Genomic DNA, 19878 nt, shown 5'->3' with positions numbered 1-19878 from the left:
GTATGAGAAAATGAGTAAAAATTAAATTTTGAATCCAGTACGAATAGTTATACGTCACCCCCCTTCAATTTGATGTCTGAATTTTCAATTATCAAATTTTAGAGAAGTACTTGGCAATTTTTTTGTATTTTCCTCTTTTATAAAAAGCTTCAAATTTATCAATTTCTACTGATTGTTCCACAACAAATTCTTTGTATAAGGAATAAATTTTGTAAAGAGTATCGATAGCCTCTTTTTGATCTACATCATTTATTCGTTTAATTCTTATCAGATACCAATTTCTGAAATAGAAGGTAAATCGCTTTTCCATATACAAAGTGAGCAAATCATTGCTTATCAAAAATGGCAGTCTCTCTTTCTCTAATGTGTAATATTTTTCAAAGAATTTTTTTGTCACAGTATTCGTAACTGAACCTGATACAGCTGCATAATAAATGTGTATATCCAGGTCAAGAACCGCACCCTTTGTTGAATGTAAAAGTAATTCTTGGAAAAATAACGTATCTTGACCACCTGCATTTTCAACCATTTTCAATTGATGCTCTGTAATGATTTTTCTTTTCACAACTAAAGCCTGAATACTTTGCGTTCTCAAATCAGTACTAATTAGTAATTGTTTCGGATTATTAATAATCCTACTTTGAATAGCTTCAGTTACTGTTTGATAATATTTAAAATAGCTAATTTTGGTATTATCAAATTTAATCATGTTACCTATTGCAATATCTAATTCATGATCACTTTTTAATAAATTTAGTAACTGTGCATAACCATCATTAACTGCCTCATTGTCTGGATCTAAATATGTTACATATTCACAGTTCGCTAGGTCTACTCCCATGTTCCTTGCTCTTGAAGCACTACCGCTTCCACCCTCTGGAAAGAAATAGGTAATTACATTTGAATGCTCTCTTGAAATTCTATTAATCGTGTTCAAGGTTTCTTTGTTTGAAGAACCATCATCCACCATAATTATTTGCATTTTCTCAAAAATGCTACTTCTTTTTAGGCTATTAAAACACTTGTTTAACAAGTATTTTCCGTTATTATAAACAGGGACAATTACAGATAATTCATATTCAATATCTGGTACCTCAAGTTCATGAACTCTAGAAGTATTTAATTCAAAATGATCTATGCTATAGCCATATTTCTTCTTGTAATTTGTAGGCATTTCAAGCAATTCATCAGCATGGAAAGTATTTGCCCAAAAAACTGTTTTATATTTATCCTGAATTTCATTGATATAAATGTGTTCTAATCCTTCGATTAGTTTGCTGCCATTATAGAAGCTATTTTTAGCAATATAATCAGAATCTGTATACTTAAATCCATTAATCATATCTTCTAAATAGAATTCTAGATAATGATAGTTTGAGTTGAAGAAAGCAACGATATCATATTGTGATTTTAATTGATCATTGAATTCTTGCTCAGAAATTAAATACTTTTCTAGATATGATTGATTTTCAAAATCTCTAATAACATTTTTAGTTAATTTATCAGCCACAACTAGTACTTTTTTAGCAGTAAGATGTGAGTCCATTTCAATTTTCTCTAATAAGTTATTAAATCTTTGGAATGTTGTATGTGATGACATCGCATTTCGTATTCCTACTACTTGATGCTTATAAACTTCTTCATCTGTAAATCCGTTCAAAATATCTTGGACTTCTTTGCGATTATTCACTATAAAGACGTTTGGAAACTTATCATTCACCCCTACACTATAATTCGAAATGATGATGTTCCCGATTGCTTGTAGCTCATAAATTCTGTTGGCAAACATGGTTTCACTGAATTTCACTGAGTTTAAATTAATTGCCCAGTCATAAAGTTTATGAACTTTTTGAAGATACTCATGTTCAATAGAAGGCGAAACATATTCTAAGTACTCTTGTGGGAAGAAATAATTTACTTTATCTAAATGGAAATTTCGATCGATTATTTTTAAATTTCGATTGGCGCTGATCACACCCTCGAAAATCTCTATTGTTTCTTTTTGTCTTTCGGGATACTTATTTAACCAAGACCCTGCAAAGAAAACACCATTGCTTTTTTTGTTATTATTTATTCCAATTGGATTATGATATAGTGGATTAATTCCAAATTCTAAAACAAAAACTTTATCATGATTACATGCCTTTTTATAGCTTTCAATTTTTTCTTTCGCTGTTGTAAAAACATAATCACATTTCTTTGCAATTCCAATAAATTTATCATAATTAACAGGATCTTCTTTAGAGTAAAATACTGTTTTTACATGATTCTTTTTGTAGAAATTTATCATTTTGTATAATTCTTTTCGTTTTGAAGATGTAGGGTTCGCTAATCCAACCCAACTTCCATCCAAGCCTTTCCAAGCACTTACAACGAATAAGAAATCTAATTGATCCTTGAACTCTTGATAATTTTGAATTGTAATGGGAATAAAGTTTGCGACATCCTTATAGGATTGATATAAAAATTCATCTGCAATGATTCCCACTCGAATCGTATTCTTTTGGAAATACCGACTTCCATTACTATCAGGAATATAATCTAGTAGTGGTTTAATGTGGTCAAAATAATGTAAATCAGCTAATTCTTCTCGATAGCTTAAATATTCTTCCTTCGTCATATTTGTTGGTGCTGTTTTAATCTCATAAAGAAGTAATGATTCTTCAGGGATTGTTGAAGGTAACTCTCCATTTTCTTTTAAGTAATCAATTTGATATTTTTCTTTTTTGATCTCATTTTCAAGATTTTGTCGTCTTGATTGGATTTCTTTAAGCTGCTCATCAATGTTAGTTATTTGCATTTCTTTTGCCTCGCTTAATTCTTTTTAAGAATCTCCAATATACATAAGTCAGCTTTCCAAGTTTCGAATTACTGATCGCATGATATTGTGATTGTAATTTTTGATGAGAAGCTAATAGATTCTCTTCTTGGGTGTACATTCTTAAAAGTTCTTCCTGAAACATTACTTTAGATTTTTTTTCGTTAATTAAAGATTCTTTTAGAGATTCCAATTCTTTCGATAAAACTTCTGTTTTTAACTCCAAAATGAGCACTCCTAGTAGTAAATTAGATGGTTTTAAGATACTTTCGCATATACATTGATAAATAATTCCCTTTCTTTTTCCCAATTGAATAATTCACTAGCTTTTAAACTGTTTTCGCTTAATCGGTTGCGTAATGCATTATTATCCAATAGTTTGTTAACAGCTGCTGCAATTTCATCAGGCTTATGCGAATCAATACAGATCCCCGTTTCTTCTCCTTCTACAACTCTTTTAATTTCGGGAAAATCACAAGCGACGACTGGAACACCTGCCATCATGTACTCAAATAATTTATTGGATGAAGCTGAGTAATGATTATAGTTCGTGTTATTTAATACTTGAAATCCTAAATAAGCATTTCGTGTATATTTCGGTAATTCACTTAGTGGTACTTTCGGCAAAAATTTCACTTTTTCTTGAAGATTCATTTCGTTTACCATTTTAATTAGATCAGGTTTAATGCGACCATCTCCAATTAGAACAAGAGTTCCCTCCTTGAATTTTGGAATAGCTTTTATCAATTTATCTAATCCTCTCCCTGCTTGAATTCCTCCTTGGTAAAGAAGAATTTTTTCATCTTCGGGCAATTGAAGGATTTCATGAAGATCCACTTGGTTATTCTCAATTTTCTTTTGGATAAATGGGTAATTATGCACGACATTTGGATAAAATCCATATAGAACTTCATTGTATTTAGCTCTAGTATGATTTTCGACTATCATCGAATCCATTCTTCTAATAAAGAATTGCTCCATCTTGCTATAAATTGAGCTATCATAACCTGTTCGGCTAGTTTGTACTTCATGAGAATCGTAAATTAATGGTTTCTTTATTAATCGCCATTTTGCACATATATAACCTTGAGGTAATGTATTTAAATCATTTGAATGATAAATATCGTATTTTTTCATTCTGCCTTTTAAGATCATTCGCATAATGACGCTGCCTCTTAATATAGCTGTTTTTAATTTAGTCTTTAATATAAGTACCCCTAATAGGGTTAGTGGTAGGAAAACTAAAGGGAAATAGTATGCCAAAAATAACCAAAGAACTAACGCTACTCCACCAGCTAATTTATTCTTCATGCAATATTGAAGTGTTGTAAATACGAAAGGATATCTCCTAACTCTATACACATTGAAATTGTCATTCCTTTCTTCAACATACTTCATATTTTTATCACTTGGATCATGTATACAGATAAGGTCTACTTTATATCCTTTTTCTGATAAAGCCGTGCATTCTCGAAGTACTCTCGCATCATTTGTAAAGTGGTTCCAAACAAACATACATACTTTTTTTCTCATAGTCTGATGTCCTTATCTATTTGGTTTAGTAATGGTACCTTTTCCGTTTCGGGTTCAGCGACTTGATTCTCTTCTTTAAGCAAGGATATTAATTTTTTGATATTCTTTTCCCATATGAATTGATCCTTAATTAAATTAATCGCATTATTTGCTGTTTTTTCTCTTAATTCAGGGCTATATTTTAATAATAAAATATATTTCACAATTTCATATGCATCACGTTTTTCAGAAAAAAACCCTGATTGATATTTTTGAATGATCTCTTTAGAGTACCCTGATACAGCTGCTACAACTGGTAAACCAGATATCATATAATCTATTAATTTTCCAGGTAGCACTGTATCGAAAACATCATTGTTATTTAAAGAAAGAACTCCAGCATCATGTTCGGAATTTAATTTTAAACACTCAGCTCTTGTAGTAGGATTTACAAATGAAACATTGTTCAATTTGTTATCCTTAATAAACCTTTGTAACTCGCTTTTCTTTTGACCATAACCGACAATCGTTATTAAAATATGGTTTTTATCTAATTTTCGAACTAAGCTTTTTAAGAATTCGACATCCTGAGCAAGCCCAATATTTCCCGTGTAAATAACTCTAAAATTTCTATGATATCTATAGGTTTGTTGTAATTCATATTGTCTGCCTGCATTCGGAATATAAGTGATTTTGTTTGAATTTATCTTTGCCTTATTAACAATATAATCTCTAAATCCAATGCTATTTATAATGATATGATTTGCTTTCTTATATAAATAAATTTCAAATAGCGAGAAGAGGTTGATAATTACTTTTTGATTAAATACCCCTACTCCTTTCAATGATTCTGGCCATAGATCTCTGACATCTAAAATAAACCTCGACCTATACCTCAATTTTGCAACAACTCCAACAAATGCAATGAAGATAGCTGGTGTTGTAACAAGAACAACATCATATTTTTGTTTACTAAATAGTACAAAAAGTAACATTTTAATCGATATTTCGAGATAGTGAATCAACCTATTTAGCATATTTAAAGCGTATTTCCTATTTTTCACTTTAATTCGATGGACCTTACTTGCATCATCGAGTGTTTTGTCATTCCAAAATTTTTTTTCTTTATAAAGTTGTTTGTTTGGATATGTAGGCTCAGTTGTCAGTACGGATACATCATATCCTTCTTTCTGTATTAGCTGGAAAATGTTATTCATTCGATTTGCATGACTACCTATTTCAGGATAAAAATTTTGGGTGATGATTAATATTTTGGAACTAGACAATGAGAGCAACCTCCTAAAGTAGCTATAGTCTTGAAGATTCGAATTATTTTGGATATTTACTTTCCAGCATCTTCGTTACGCGTTCATTGTAGCATAGTTATTTACATATTTTGTTAAGGTACTGATCCATTTTTATTAACTATTTGTAAATTATTATTAATTTTATTAATAAACTCTTTATTTTTTCAAAAAGTGGTCTATTTTAAAAGAAGCCCATATTATTTATGAATTAATCGCATATGGTGCTATTTCTGATGATTTCAACAAATGTTTTTACAAATTGCATACGGAGGCTCGAGATGGCTGGTGAACGAAAAAAAAGAATACACGAAAAGAAAAAAAGAAGCTTTTGGAAATGGATTGTAGGCATTGTTATGGTGTTAGTACTTGGAATAAGCGGGATGACCTACAGTATGTATAATAGCTTTTCGGCAAATTTGAAGGAAACGCATGTTAACATTAATCGTGATCAATCGAAACAGCGTGCGAAACAAGTTAATTTTGAAAAGAGAGACCCATTTTCCATATTATTATTAGGGGTTGATAGTCGTGAAGGTGAGAATGGTCGATCCGATACCATTATTGTTTTAACAATAAACCCTAATTCTAAGGATACAAAAATGCTCAGTATTCCACGTGATACATATACCGAAATTGTAGGGCATAATACAAATGATAAATTGAACCATGCTTATGCTTTTGGGGGTATTAAAATGTCAATGGATTCAGTAGAACACTTATTAAATATTCCAATTGATTATGTTGCAGAAATTAATATGGATGGTTTTTCAGATATGATTGATGCTGTCGGAGGAATTACAGTAAACAGCAGCCGAGCATTTGAGCAAAATGGTTATCAATTCAAAGTAGGAACAAATAAATTAGATGGCAAAGCTGCTCTTGCCTTTATTCGTAATCGACATGATGATCCTGAGGGGGACTTTGGTCGTCAAGAACGACAAAGACAATTGATTTCAGGAATTATTAAAGAGGCAGTGTCAGTGGATAGTCTATTAAACTATAAGGATATTTTTAATTCATTAGGAAAAAATGTGCAAACAAACTTAACATTTTCCGAAATGATGAAGCTTCTACAAAATTATCAAGATTCTATTTCAAATATTGATCAATTACGGTTTGAAAAAGGTGGCGGTGAAATTATTAATGGGATTTGGTATTACAAGATGGATGAAAAAGAATTGATGGGAATTTCCAAGGAATTGCGTAACCATTTAGAGTTACCTTAGTATCTTAGTTAAAGAAATGGAGCTGTCTATTAACAGATAGTATTTTGCTCATAGACAGCTTTTTCTGTTACAAGTGAATTATTGGAGTTGATTATACTTCAATAATTTTCATAAGATTTAAGACTTAAATATTGTTTCATATTTTTCCTAATCTCTTCATCATTTAAGCGATATCCACTTTTTAGCATATCAATACTTAACCCGAACGTCATTTGTAGATGAGGGTAATCTTTAAATCCAATCCAATCGCCCCCCCAGTTAAACCCAAGTTTTTTTCCTATATCAGCAACTTCGAACCAATCTGATTTCCCATTTCCATTGCCATCATAATTCGTATCCCAAATGATTTCGCCATTCTTATCTAATAATGCATAATCAAATGCTAATCCATAATTATGAAAGGACTCGCCTGCTCTTGTATTTGTAACAATTTTACCTCTAGTAGTTCTCCCTTGTTGATACAATTCGTCCTGTTTTGCAAAAGATCGGATTCCTTCTGTGATAATTACATCTATTTTTTGATTTGCTGCGTCATTAATTAACTTATTTTTCATTTCATCCACAATTGGATCTAGTGCCGTTGGGATTGGTGCATCTTTCCCTAAATAGATATACTCTTTCCCTTCTTCGTGGGGTTTAGGAATTAAAGTTATACTTAGAATCACTACTATAATAAATACGATTATGATAATCCATGTAATTAATAAATAATTATTGATACTTTTCATTATTAAAAGTGTGCTCCTTAAAAAGTTAATCCATCATAGTATGAATTATCCTGTTTTCTTCGTTCTTTTTATGAATCTGCTCTAGCATCTCAATTAAAGTAATTTCCAGAGACTATAACTTTCATACGCTAAATAATTTTAATTTCATGAATCAATTTTTTTAAATCCATTTTCGGTTTTTAAATACAAAAATTAATAGTATTAATCTGCTTTCTGCACAATGTGGAATTAGCTTCGATTTCCGATGGCGAGCTTTGAGCCTCCTCTCTTTGAGCCCCCTGAAAAAGTGTATTAATACAAATATTTATAGTATATAGCTGCTATTGAATGGAGTGGAATTAGCTCCGCTTTCCGTGGGCGAACTGACGAGCCTCCTCGCTTGTGCTCCTGCATCGCTTCGCTAGCTTCGTCGCAGAGAAAATCTCGCTCCGGGGTCTCGTCTAGCTCGTTTTCCCACAGGAGTCTACGCTAATTCCACTTCAACAAATATAGCTTTACCAGATTTTGATTATAAATTTTTATCTATTATTACTTTTTCAGTGCCTTCACTTCGTTCCTTCGGGGCTTTCAGCTCAAGCTTTTCCTGTAGGACTATGAATGTATATCGCACGAAGGAAATGCGAATGCATTTTTGAGGACTTGCCGTCGAAAGAGTTACAATAAACAAACTTGGATATCATTAAATGTTCGTATATTTCAAATGAATTTTACATTATGAAAGCTTCACTTAAATAATCCTTTCTTCCATCTAAAGTTGTAGATCAATTCATACTTGTGTATGACGCAATTTTATCCTTCTAATTATTATAATTATTTCAAAGGATTGTTACTGGAGGGATTAAGATGAAGATTGTAAAGGTTTCACTACAGATTTCTAACTTTGAACAGACAGTAAACTTTTATCAAGATATACTTCAATTTAAAATGATAACATTTAATACTAATTGTGCAGCTTTTCAAATTGGTGAAAGTATACTTGAATTAATTAAAGACCACGAAGATAATGCGTACTATTACCACTTCGCCTTCAATATCTATGCTAATTTATTTGCAGAAGCTAAGAACTGGCTTTCTACACGTTTAACGCTACTAAAAGAAGACGATATGGATGAAATTGATTTTGATGGGAAAACTCAGGCGAATGCTTGTTATTTTGAAGATCCTGCAGGGAATATTGTTGAATTTATAGCAAGAAGAACTACATCACCAATATCTGATGATAAAGAATTCTCAATAGATCATATTTTATCCATAAGTGAAATAAGTTTAACTACTGCAAATGTTCGAGAAACTGCAGGGAAACTGGATAAAATCGGAATTCCTATTCGTGATGGAAAAGAATTAAAGAAAATGAGCCTTAATTTTATCGGTGAATTCGAAGATGGTGCTTTTATACTTTTAGGACCGATCGGAAGAAGATGGCTATTTTCAACTAAAAATGCTATTCAGGCTCCTATAATTATTCAGACAAATAAAGGAATTATTGATAACTTTTAATGAAATTGTTGGAGATTCCACCATTTTTTCACGAAAAAAAGCAGACTTTAAAGGTCTGCTTTTTGTTTTTACTTATAAGATTGCTCATCTGCAGTTTTCCACCGATTACTACAAAAGTAGCTTCTACTGATATATTGTATTTTGAAACATGAAATACAAGTTGAATATAGGGCAATTTTGATTTAATCATTGAATCAATTTTTAATTGTCTTAGTTGCTATAAATTATTTCCGTATATAGACTATCGAGACTTATAATATTGCTAGAAATTAAGGTCTTAACTGTGATTTGAATTTGTTCGCTTTTATATTTTCATTTAGACTAAAACAAAGCATTGTATGAAAAGGAGAACTTATATGAAGACTTTTATTCAAGAACGTTTATTTGAGGAGCGAGATCTGCCCTACAGAGATTTTAATGCTAGGCTGATTCCAACAGTTGATAAAGATTCGATGATCGGTGTGCGGATTCCAGCTATTCGTAAAATAGCGAAAGAAGTGGCAAAAGAAGACACACATTCTTATTTATCAAACACTCGAGATCAATATTATGAAGAAAAAATGCTTCGAGGAATGGTCATTGGTTATGCAAAAATGGATTTTGAGGAGCAATTAACATATATAGAAGATTTCATACCGAAAATTGATAACTGGTCTGTTTGCGATAGCTTTTGTACTGGACTTAAAAGTACTAAAAAACATCAACAAGAAATGTGGCGGTTTATCCAACCTTATGCAGTATCAAATGAAGAATATAAGGCTCGTTTTGCAGCCGTCATGCTACTTAATTATTTTGTGGATGAAACATATATACAACAAACACTGGACTTACTTGATTCCATGCAAAATGGAAAGTTCTATACCCAAATGGCTGTTGCATGGGCGATTTCCATTTGCTATATTAAATTTCCTGAAATAACAGGAGCCTATTTAATAACAAGTTCGCAGGATACATTCACTTACAATAAAGCCCTGCAAAAAATTATTGAATCAAATCGTATTGATCATCCAACAAAGGATAAGATTCGAGAAATGAAACGTAAGTAGAACTATTTATGAGACTAATTATTTGGTCACAATCAAAAGGACTTCACTTTTCCTTGAAGTCCTTTTTTGTGTTCCTATGTTTAATTATATAGCTTAGCAGGAAAATCTTTTGTATGACAAAAGATTTTTTGCTTACTGCGGGGTCTCACCTTTCTTGCTTTGAAGTCACTGAAAAAGTGAAGTTATACAGATATTTATAGGATATATAATCTACTTAATGAAGTGGAATTAGCTCCGCTTTCCGTGGGCGAACTGACGAGCCTCCTCGCTTGTGCTCCTGCATCGCTTCGCTAGCTTCGTCGCAGAGAAAATCTCGCTCCGGGGTCTCGTCTAGCTCGTTTTCCCACAGGAGTCTCCGCTAATTCCACTTCAACGAAGATATCTATACTAGATTTCCATCATAAATTTACATCTATTTTTACTTTTCCAGTACCTTCATCACTTTCCCTGGAGTCTCAATCTTCCGCTTCATTGACAACTGTCTATAGTCAGGACATATAACAATGTTCAATTTTTTTATCAAATATCAAAAACTGATTATATAAACTTCGCAAATCAAGTTTACTTAAAACAAGTGACTCAGTCTATCCAGTAAAACAAGTAAAAAATTTGATTTAATTCCTCCATCACTTATTTTCTTGAGATAATTAACCAGATCATTCGACAAATATTTCAAAAATCCTTCATATCAGAAACATATCAATTATTTAAAGCCCCAAAAAAAAGTAGCTTTATATTCACTTGAACAAAAGCTACTTTGCTTTACTATATCTATTTACAATCTAATTTTCTTTTGTTTTTTTTCAATAACTTTATTAATACTCTCTTCGTATTCAGCACTCAACTTTTTAACTAACTCTGCTACCGGTAATACTTCATGAATGCCACCAACTCCGTGGCCTGCACTCCATATGTTCTTCCATGCTTTTGCTTCATCATCTGCCTTATGAACAATTTCAAGTTTTTCAGGCTTTTGAAGTTCACTAGGATCTAGTCCAGCTTTTAGGACACTTTGCAGAATAAAATTAGCATTCACTCCACTCAGTTTATCCGTATAAACAATATCTCCAGCTTCAGCTTCTAACAACATATTCTTGTAAGCATTGCTTGCCATTGATTCTTCTGTCGCGATAAAGCGAGTACCCATATACGCTAAATCTGCACCTATTACTTGGGCAGCCAATATGTCTTGTCCATGTGAAATTGCCCCTGATAAGATAATTAATCCATCAAAGAATTGCTTCACTTCATGTACGAAAGCCATAGGATGCAACGTACCACCATGCCCCCCTGCCCCATTACATACAAGAACAAGTCCGTCAATATCCGCTTCTATTGCTCTTTTCGCATGTTTAACACTTATCACATCAGAGAATACTAGTCCTCCATATTGATGTACAATTTTCGCAATATCTGTTGGTTTTCCTAATGATGTGATGACAATCGGCGGCTGATATTTTTTGATTAATTCAACATCTGCATCATAGCGATCATTTGACTTATGCACGACAAGATTGACTCCCCATGGTGCTACACTTTGATTTATTTTTTCAGCTTCTGCTAATTGGGTCGTAATCTCCAGCATCCATTCTTCTAATGCTTCTGATGTTCTAGCATTTAACAACGGAAAAGTCGTAACCACCCCTGATTTACAACCTTCCACGACAAGCTCGATACCGGATACTAAAAACATTGGTGCAGCAATTACTGGTAATTCTAGTGCCATCAACTGTTCTTTCACATTTTTCTTCACCATTCCATCCCATCCTTCCGAAAGTTAAATCTATAATAATTTTACTTAAAATAGAAATTTTTGTACAGTAAACGCAATAATATTACATTATAAAGAGAGCGATAGTATACTTTCTTATAAATCTATATTGTTCATACTTCATTTTATTTCATCTTTTTATCTTTCAGAGTTGAATCTTCCAAAAATGGTTCATACATCATAATGGCATGGTTTTCTGTTATAAATTCATCGTCGATTTGTTCGAGGGCTTTGTTATATATTTTACGATGTATTTTATTATGTCTAATATATTTTCCCCATGTTTCAAGAGTAATCATGTGTTCTTTCTCATATATTTCATATGAGTAAATGGCAGGAACATCAGCTCGCCATTCACCAACAAGATGCGTATCTGTTAAATACACCACTAATTGATAAGTATAATTGGTTTCATTTTTTATTTGTAAGTCAAGATAATTATATGCACATGTTGCTCCACTCCCAAAAGGTTGTGTTCGTTTCGAATCTGGAAACACATCGTAGCTATGACGATATCTTTCCGTAACTGTTAAAGGGGTATGCAATGTCATCCAGTAGATTAAATTCGACAGTTGACAGAGGCCACCTCCAGCACCTGTTTTTACTTTCCCATAGTGTAAAATCATGCCTTCTACATAACCTTTTCTTTTAGTTGTATTACCGAGTATTCGCCAATAAGAGAACGTTTCACCAGGACGAATAATGATATGGCTAATTTTATTTGTTGCAATTTTAAGATTTTTTATTTTATTATGCTGTAGCCACATATCTACGTCTTTTAATTCACGTAAAAGTACGGTTTGATGAGTAAAAACCACATTTTCTAGTAGTTTAGTGTTTAACTTGTTTGTTGCATACTTTTTCTCACCAAAGCTCCACTCTAGATACCTTTTAAAACGATAGTATTTAGTACCAAGATATATCCGAGTATGACTTCTTTTAATTGGTTTTAGTGGTTGCATATTCATCCTCCATAATATGAGTTAATACCTTTTACCAAAATCAGGTTATAAAAATAATTCTTGAAAATATATCTCCTTTAGATTATATAATTTATTCCATTTAATACAACAAATAGGTATATACTTATTTCGACATTCAGGGGAAGAATACTTATTTTTTTGTCCTTAAATCGTTTATCCGGTTCTTTAAATATGAATTTGAAAAAATATTTACTTCAAAATACCTTCTATTTCCGAATACTTTCATCATTCGATACATACTCTAGCCTGTATGATTTTGTTTTGAATTCTCTAGGAGGGATTTACATGATCGTCAAGCAGAGATATGTAAAAAAAAGTAACGTTGTGTTTTGTACTGAGACAGATCTTGCCTCATCTGTTTTAGAAAAACTCTACGGGTCAGGATATAGATGTATCCCCATTTTAGATAAAAATAAAGAAAAATTTTTAGGAAATGCCTACAAAATTGATATTCTTGAATATCAGAAAAAACATGGAGAACAAGATATCGTTATCTCAGAACTCGCAATGGATAAAGATGGCGTAATCGATATAAATAGTTCATTTTATAAAGTTTTCTTAAAGATTAAATGGCTTCCTTATCTTGCTGTTACAGATGAACACGGTAATTTTTGTGGTATCCTAACGCATTCTAAAGTATTTGAATTGTTAGAAGAAGCTTGGGGGTATAGGACTGGAAGCTGTGCTCTAACGATTGCAGTCCCTGTTGCTGAAGGGATTCTTGCCAAATCACTTTCACTTATCCGAAAAATATGGCCAGTTCACTCTGTATTCTCAATTGATGACGATGACTGGTATTTAAGAAGAATCATCATTACGCTTGATAAAGGAGCAAATAAGCAAACTGTGAAAGAAATTGAAGCGATTCTTCATAAAGTTGGTGTTCGCATTGTAGATGTTGAAGTATTTAATGAAGAAGAATTCGAAACCAATAAATAATACCACTATCCTTCCTCAAAGATAATTTATAAAATTCTCTTTTCATTAGTCAAATCTTACTTTAGATTTGACTTTTTCTGGTTCTTCAGTTTTCCACTTTAGAAAAAAACTGTTAATTCTTAGTAAGAGAACTAACAGTCTTTTTATTAGACTTAAAGTAATCCATTGATTTAAATATACGTTGAATTATAATTTTCATCCGTTTTAAATTTTCTTCATCACCCCATCAGGGCAACCTAAAGCACCAGCTAAAACAAATGCATTAGTTCATTTTTAGTCTTCTATTCCCCAGTCACTACTTATAATCGCTTTAAGGAGCTGTAATTGTTCTTTACCGATATGGTGGCTAATATCTGATTCTAGCTCGTTTTTTATTTTTGTATATTCTTTATATATGGAAGCGCCGTAGCTTGTTAAAGTTACACACTTATCTTTTTTATTATGCAAAGCATTATGAATTTCCAATACGCCTTTTTGCTCTAATCCTTTAATTAATTTGTGAGTCGCTTGGCGTGTAATATCTACCTTTTTCGTGATTGTAGCAATTGTTGGCTGTTGCTTGTATGTATACGAAATGACATACCATTCAGAATTGGAAATCTTAATTTCATGTGCAGCATTCCACATTCGTTCAACTTTCTTTCTTAAGTTCATGTGTCGTTTACTTAATAAATCTAGTACACCAAGTTCTTCTAATTGACTACACAAGGTGTGTTCACTCCTATCATTTCTAATGAATACACTTTATAATAGCTTTTCTTTAACGTCAACTAAGTTGACATTAGCTCACTATAAAGACTATACTTAATATTGTCAACTTAGTTGACAATATACACTAAAGGGGTCGTTACAATGTATAATAATGGTGATTTGATTATTTATTCTACACATGGAATTTGTCAAATTGATGAGGTAAGTGAAAGTACATTTAATAATCATACAAAACTATACTACGTTCTTCATCCGATTGACAAAGAAGGATTAATTATTCGAATTCCAGTTGATAGTGCAGAAAAAGCTTTCACACCTTTAGTTAACTCACAAGAATCGGAAGCATTGATTAAACAATTTTCTTGTAAAGGTGTTGATTGGATTGATAACGCCTCAAACCGAGTACGAATGATTGAAAATACGATCCATAACGGCAATCGTAATGATATCGTTAGTGTTTTGATTACACTTTTACGAAAAAAATCTGAATATGCTAATTCAGAAAGAAAACTTTCCAATCAAGACAATAAGTTCCTAGAATTTATGCAACATACACTATTTGCAGAAATGGCAGTTGCGTTACAAACCACCCCAGCAACTGTTGAAGCTTTAGCACTTAAAGAATTGAATCTTCACTTATAAAATTCATTTAATACATCTCAATATTTAATTTCAATGAAGCTCACCTATAGTTTTGGTGAGCAGTATTGTCATTTGAATTTATAACTGTTCTCGATGAATTAACAATGAAATAATCTATCCAATATAAAAAACGAGCCAATATACGAAACAGACTCGTCAACTTTTATAATTTTGTTTAGACATCAATTTCTCTAAATCCTGATAGGAAAGTAATATAGAAATACATAAAATGCCGTTGAGAAATAAGGCTCTCAACGGCACAAATGAATTTCTATATTTCTTAGATTATAAAGAAGCTTGATAAATATCTAATACATCTTGCTTGTTAAGCTTTGCAAATTTACCAAATTCTCCATTTACCATCGCTTTATCAGCCATCAGTTCTAATTTGCTGTCATCAATATCATAATCAGCTAAACGAGATGGTGCTTCGATGATATTCCAAAATTCGCGAAGTTTGTTAATTCCTTCAAATCCCACTTCTTCATCACTCTTGCCTTGTGGATCGACATTAAACACACGTACGGCTAATTGTTTAAAACGAGACGGTTTTACTTTTAGATTATGTTCCATCCAATGTGGGAACAAAATAGCTAATCCGCCGCCATGTGGAATATCATAAACTGCAGAAACAGCATGCTCAAGATTATGTGTCGCCCAATCACCGGCATACCCCATATTTAATATTCCATTTAACGCCATTGTTCCACTATATAAAATGATAGAGCGATATTCATAATTTTCAAGATCATTAAGAAGTTTTGGTGCGGTCTCCATAACTGTAATTAGTAATGATTCACACATACGATCTTGGTAAGGGGTGTTTTCTTCAAGATGGAAGTAATGTTCGAATACGTGTGACATCATATCTACAATTCCATAAATTGTTTGGTTTTTAGGAAGTGAAAAGGTATTAACTGGATCTAAAATTGAAAATTGTGGGAATGTTACGCTACTACCCCAGCCATGTTTTTCTTGTGTTTCCCAATTTGTAATAACTGATCCTGAATTCATTTCAGATCCAGTTGCTGCAATTGTTAAAACAGTTCCGAATGGTAATGCTTCAGTAGCATATGCTTTTTTCACTACCAAATCCCATGCTTCTCCATCATATTTAGCCCCAGCAGCAATGAGTTTTGTACAATCAATCACACTGCCCCCACCAACAGCTAAAAGAAAATCAATGTTTTCTGCTTTACAAATTCCAATTCCTCTTTCTGCTGTTGAAAGACGAGGATTTGGTTCAACCCCTGATAATTCAAAAACCTCTGCACCTATTTCTGCTAATAAGTTTGTAACTTGCTCATATAATCCATTACGTTTTATGCTACCGCCACCATATACAAGCAATACTCTTTTCCCGTATTTTGGTAGTTCTGTTTTTAAAGCTTCTAGTTGTCCTTTCCCAAAAATAAGTTTCGTCGGATTCCAAAAGGTGAAATTTTCCAAGTTGTAAAACCTCCTATTCGTATTCCTATTATATAGTTTAAAAGCTTATAAAAAAAATAATCTGCATAAGAAGAATAATTCGTCCAATATTAGCAACATTTTTTTGAACTCAATTTATTTAATGATACCGGATAGAATACATGGTTTTATATCTTTCCCTTTTACCCACTCAAGAAAATTTATATCTAATATTTGCTCACTTTCAGCAATGGAAGTTAAAATCCTTTCATCTTTGAACGAATATGAAAACGTATGGAGTGTTCCAAATAAATCATCATAATTAGTGAAAAATAATGGTGATTCACTATTTGCAAAATTGTTAAACATTTCACTTTGTGTTAAATTACCATCTCGAAAGCTTTGCAAAATATTATTTCTTTTGAGTGAATTATCGATAACTGTTCTATTTTTCTGTTTTAGGTCTTCCTCTTGAAAATGGTTTACACATGACAATAATTCCGGGTCCCTTCTTATTACCACTTTACTTGGAGTAGCTTCAACAACCGCTATATCTCCATTTCGATCAGCCATTGAAAAGTTGTAACAAGCCGAATGTGGGATTTCCTTCAACATTTGAATGGCATCATCTGTCGTGGTACAAGTATCAAGAACCATTCTAATTGAAGTCCATGCTGATAATCCAACTGAATAATCATGATGACTCACAAAATGCAGTCCAATCACTAATCCTTTTTCGTTCACCCCTTCATGTCTTCCGATAGCTTGTAGATTATAACCTGCTGAAGAAAAAACTTGATTTGGTTGAACTAAACTAAAGCAGCCATCATATAAAGCCGGACCAAAATCATAATTGCGTACATAATAATCTTTTGTTATTACAGCAGAACACCCCATTGCTTCTGTTTTTGGAACATCATATCCACTAAATAAAGTGACTGCTTTGTTTAAAGAAATTTCTAAACCATCAGACAAACCTTGCATCTCATCAAGTAAATTAGGAGCAAATGAAGTATAAATTGATTTCATATTTTCATAATCAATCTCAGGTTTCGTTATCATCTCTAAAGCTTTAATAATCGGTTTACCTTGAATAACTTTTCCAGTTTTAAATCCAATATTATATGAGCTATCTCGAATCTGAAGCACTTGAACTTCAAAATTTGACATATACATCCCCCATCCTGTCATTTTTAATTTTAGAGAGTACTTAATAGTTAAATCATAAATTATTTGGAATATATTAGTAAAGTTATATTTGTAATCTAATGTATGTTAAGTATCAAATAATTTTACATAACAAAACGAGCCTAGTAATTCCATCAGACTCGTCGATTTGAATCATATTGTATTTTGACATTAAAATAGTAAAGAGATAAATGGTTGTTTCATAACAATTACAAAATTCAAGTGTACTTTGATTGTCCAAATTACCAATCCTGTTTCTTATATATCTTCACAGAAATATAATAAGAAATGATAATTAACAAAATAACAAATCCCAAGTACAAATAAGATAACCATAATAAATCACCTGGATTATTTAAAAAATCCCTTACCATGGGTGTATCAACAAATTTAATGCATAGCAACCATGGAATGAGAAATACCAGAACCATAACTAATCTCCCTTTTTCCTGACCAAAACGAATAGATGCTGGTAATGTGATGGCCGCTATAAATAAAATACTGGCAACTATAAGAGCCCATAATGGAAGTATAAAATTAGGCGTATCATGAACACTGAACCACAAGACAGCAACTGCAACGGTTGCTGGAAAAATTGCAACTATTGATGCTAGAAAATATTTGCTCAAAATCAGTTTTTCAGTTTCTATAGGTAATGTACATACCACTCTTTCCCATTTAAATTGCTGATCAAGTGTCATTAAATTTCCTAGAACCATGACCGCAACAAAAACTATTGGAAAAGCAAGTCCTGCACCAAAGGATGTTACAAAGCTTAGTACAATTGCTATCAATGACATTCCAAATAAAATAATAAAATGCGTTTTCAACATATAAAAATCTTTTAAAAGTAAAGTTTTCATGATTGTTCCCCCTTCATCATAAACATCATGATTTCTTCTATTTTAGGTTTTTCTAAGAAAAAAGCTGGATTTACTTTTTCTGTTAACACTAACGCTTCCATTCCATAGGCGTATTTTCGAGTTCCTATGACTGCATTCTCTGGTAATTCCATAAACTCTTCTTCAGAGCCTTTAAAAATCGAATACTTTTCCAGTAACCATTCTTTTTCTTCGCTAAATTGAATTCTGCCATCGTGAATAAACGTGATATAATCTGCTATTTTTTCTAAATCACTTGTAATATGAGTAGAGAATAAAATACTATGAGTTTCGTCTTGCATGAAATCTAAAAATAGTGTAAGAATATCATCTCGAATAATTGGATCAAGTCCACTAGTTGGCTCATCTAAAATAAGTAATTTTGGATGGTGTGCCAAGGCAAGTGCAATTGATAATTTCATTTCCATACCACGTGATAATTTTTTGATTGTTTTGTTTCTAGGAACTTTCAATTTATCTAATAGTCGATAAAAATAATCTGTATCCCAATTTTTATATAAACCTTTCCAAATCTTTTCAATTTCAGTGATTTTCAGCATGTCAGGGATATAAAGTTGATCAAATACAACTCCAATTTCTTCTTTTATATGTACTTCTTCACGTGACATGGATTCACCAAAAATTTTAATGGTACCTTTATTTTGATGCAATATATCAAGAATACACTTAATCGTCGTTGTTTTTCCTGCCCCATTTTCTCCGACAAACCCCATTACAACACCTTCAGGTAAAGTCAAATTAATATCTTTTAACGCAAAATTCCCAACTCTTTTTGTTAAGTCTCTAATTTCGATGCTATTCATTTGGATCATCCTCCATCAACAAATTTACGATTTCTAAAAATTCTTTTTTGGATACATCCGCATATACCGCCATCTCTACTGCTTTTGAAATATGCTCTTCGATTTTCCGCAAATATTCTTCTCGTAAAAACTCACGATTACTTGATGACACAAAACTCCCCTTACCTGGAACAGTTTCAATAAAACCTGCATTCTCCAGTTCGGCATATGCTCTTTTTGTTGTCATCACGCTAATTCTTAACTCCATTGCAAGTTTTCTTATGGAAGGCAATGCTTCTCCGGCTTTCAAATCTCCGTTCACAATCATTGCCTTTAGCTGCTCTGTAATTTGTTCGTAAATTGGCTTATTGCTCGCATTTGAAATAATGATTTTCACACTTGCTACCTTCCTTCATATA

At 32.2% G+C, this 19878-nt stretch carries 18 protein-coding genes; 5 read left to right on the top strand and 13 right to left on the bottom strand.

The window, feature by feature from the left end; all coding sequences use genetic code 11:
- Positions 1-91: 91 nt before the first annotated feature.
- From Q8X41_RS01290 to Q8X41_RS01275, 4 genes are read right to left on the bottom strand one after another with little or no spacing between them, the layout of a single operon-like run.
- Positions 92-2800 (bottom strand): glycosyltransferase, encoded by a 2709-nt coding sequence (locus tag Q8X41_RS01290; protein ID WP_397538463.1) that lies wholly within the window; start codon positions 2798-2800, stop codon positions 92-94.
- Complete coding sequence (locus Q8X41_RS01285) at positions 2787-3044, bottom strand: hypothetical protein (RefSeq protein ID WP_397538462.1); 258 nt, start codon at positions 3042-3044, stop codon at positions 2787-2789. Before Q8X41_RS01285 ends, Q8X41_RS01290 begins: the two co-directional genes overlap by 14 nt.
- 32 nt (positions 3045-3076) lie before the next feature.
- Positions 3077-4351 (bottom strand): glycosyltransferase, encoded by a 1275-nt coding sequence (locus Q8X41_RS01280; RefSeq protein ID WP_397538461.1) that lies wholly within the window; start codon positions 4349-4351, stop codon positions 3077-3079.
- Positions 4348-5616: a glycosyltransferase family 4 protein gene (locus Q8X41_RS01275; protein ID WP_397538460.1), complete on the bottom strand. Its 1269-nt coding sequence runs from the start codon at positions 5614-5616 to the stop codon at positions 4348-4350. Before Q8X41_RS01275 ends, Q8X41_RS01280 begins: the two co-directional genes overlap by 4 nt.
- A 299-nt stretch (positions 5617-5915) precedes the next feature.
- Between Q8X41_RS01275 and Q8X41_RS01270 the strand changes: the two genes are divergently transcribed.
- Positions 5916-6863: an LCP family protein gene (locus tag Q8X41_RS01270; RefSeq protein WP_397538459.1), complete on the top strand. Its 948-nt coding sequence runs from the start codon at positions 5916-5918 to the stop codon at positions 6861-6863.
- Between the two features lie 98 nt (positions 6864-6961).
- Here Q8X41_RS01270 and Q8X41_RS01265 read toward each other — a convergent pair whose 3' ends face one another.
- Entirely contained in the window at positions 6962-7591 is a 630-nt protein-coding gene (locus Q8X41_RS01265) for a M15 family metallopeptidase (protein WP_397538458.1), read from the bottom strand.
- Positions 7592-8434: 843 nt separating this feature from the next.
- On the opposite strand from Q8X41_RS01265, the gene Q8X41_RS01260 reads away from it, so the two are divergent.
- Together Q8X41_RS01260 and Q8X41_RS01255 are read left to right on the top strand one after the other, a co-directional pair.
- Positions 8435-9088 carry a VOC family protein gene (locus tag Q8X41_RS01260; protein ID WP_397538457.1) on the top strand — a complete coding sequence of 218 codons (654 nt, stop codon included), beginning with the start codon at positions 8435-8437 and terminating at the stop codon, positions 9086-9088.
- Positions 9089-9444: 356 nt separating this feature from the next.
- Positions 9445-10134, top strand: a complete 690-nt coding sequence (locus tag Q8X41_RS01255; RefSeq protein ID WP_397538456.1) for a DNA alkylation repair protein — start codon at positions 9445-9447, stop codon at positions 10132-10134.
- A 775-nt stretch (positions 10135-10909) separates the two neighbouring features.
- On the opposite strand, the gene Q8X41_RS01250 is transcribed toward Q8X41_RS01255, so the two are convergent.
- Positions 10910-11890, bottom strand: coding sequence for an NAD(P)H-dependent flavin oxidoreductase (locus Q8X41_RS01250; protein ID WP_397538455.1), 981 nt, complete (start codon positions 11888-11890; stop codon positions 10910-10912).
- Positions 11891-12030: 140 nt separating this feature from the next.
- Positions 12031-12873 carry a VanW family protein gene (locus Q8X41_RS01245; RefSeq protein WP_397538454.1) on the bottom strand — a complete coding sequence of 281 codons (843 nt, stop codon included), beginning with the start codon at positions 12871-12873 and terminating at the stop codon, positions 12031-12033.
- A gap of 300 nt (positions 12874-13173) precedes the next feature.
- Between Q8X41_RS01245 and cbpA the strand changes: the two genes are divergently transcribed.
- Positions 13174-13827 carry a cyclic di-AMP binding protein CbpA gene (cbpA, locus tag Q8X41_RS01240; RefSeq protein WP_397538453.1) on the top strand — a complete coding sequence of 218 codons (654 nt, stop codon included), beginning with the start codon at positions 13174-13176 and terminating at the stop codon, positions 13825-13827.
- Between the two features lie 273 nt (positions 13828-14100).
- Here the strand turns inward: cbpA and Q8X41_RS01235 are convergent, their stop codons facing one another.
- Positions 14101-14535: a MarR family winged helix-turn-helix transcriptional regulator gene (locus Q8X41_RS01235; protein ID WP_397538452.1), complete on the bottom strand. Its 435-nt coding sequence runs from the start codon at positions 14533-14535 to the stop codon at positions 14101-14103.
- A gap of 144 nt (positions 14536-14679) precedes the next feature.
- Between Q8X41_RS01235 and Q8X41_RS01230 the strand changes: the two genes are divergently transcribed.
- Positions 14680-15180, top strand: coding sequence for a CarD family transcriptional regulator (locus Q8X41_RS01230; RefSeq protein ID WP_397538451.1), 501 nt, complete (start codon positions 14680-14682; stop codon positions 15178-15180).
- Positions 15181-15465: 285 nt separating this feature from the next.
- Here the strand turns inward: Q8X41_RS01230 and Q8X41_RS01225 are convergent, their stop codons facing one another.
- The 5 genes from Q8X41_RS01225 to Q8X41_RS01205 form a co-directional block, all read right to left on the bottom strand.
- On the bottom strand, positions 15466-16629 hold the full coding sequence (locus Q8X41_RS01225) for an iron-containing alcohol dehydrogenase (protein WP_397538450.1): 1164 nt from the start codon (positions 16627-16629) through the stop codon (positions 15466-15468).
- 114 nt (positions 16630-16743) lie between these two features.
- On the bottom strand, positions 16744-17757 hold the full coding sequence (locus tag Q8X41_RS01220; protein WP_397538449.1) for a C45 family autoproteolytic acyltransferase/hydolase: 1014 nt from the start codon (positions 17755-17757) through the stop codon (positions 16744-16746).
- A gap of 260 nt (positions 17758-18017) precedes the next feature.
- Positions 18018-18638: an ABC-2 transporter permease gene (locus Q8X41_RS01215; protein WP_397538448.1), complete on the bottom strand. Its 621-nt coding sequence runs from the start codon at positions 18636-18638 to the stop codon at positions 18018-18020.
- Entirely contained in the window at positions 18635-19480 is an 846-nt protein-coding gene (locus Q8X41_RS01210; RefSeq protein ID WP_397538447.1) for an ABC transporter ATP-binding protein, read from the bottom strand. The genes Q8X41_RS01215 and Q8X41_RS01210 overlap by 4 nt, the downstream gene beginning before the upstream one ends.
- The gene (locus Q8X41_RS01205; RefSeq protein WP_397538446.1) at positions 19473-19856 is read right to left on the bottom strand and encodes a GntR family transcriptional regulator; all 384 of its coding nucleotides are present in this window, start codon (positions 19854-19856) and stop codon (positions 19473-19475) included. Before Q8X41_RS01205 ends, Q8X41_RS01210 begins: the two co-directional genes overlap by 8 nt.
- Between the last annotated feature and the right edge of the window lie 22 nt (positions 19857-19878).

The sequence above is a fragment of the Rummeliibacillus pycnus genome, from assembly GCF_044359855.1.
GTDB classification, from domain to species: Bacteria; Bacillota; Bacilli; order Bacillales_A; family Planococcaceae; genus Rummeliibacillus; species Rummeliibacillus pycnus_A.
This window is presented reverse-complemented; position numbering and strand designations above follow the sequence as displayed.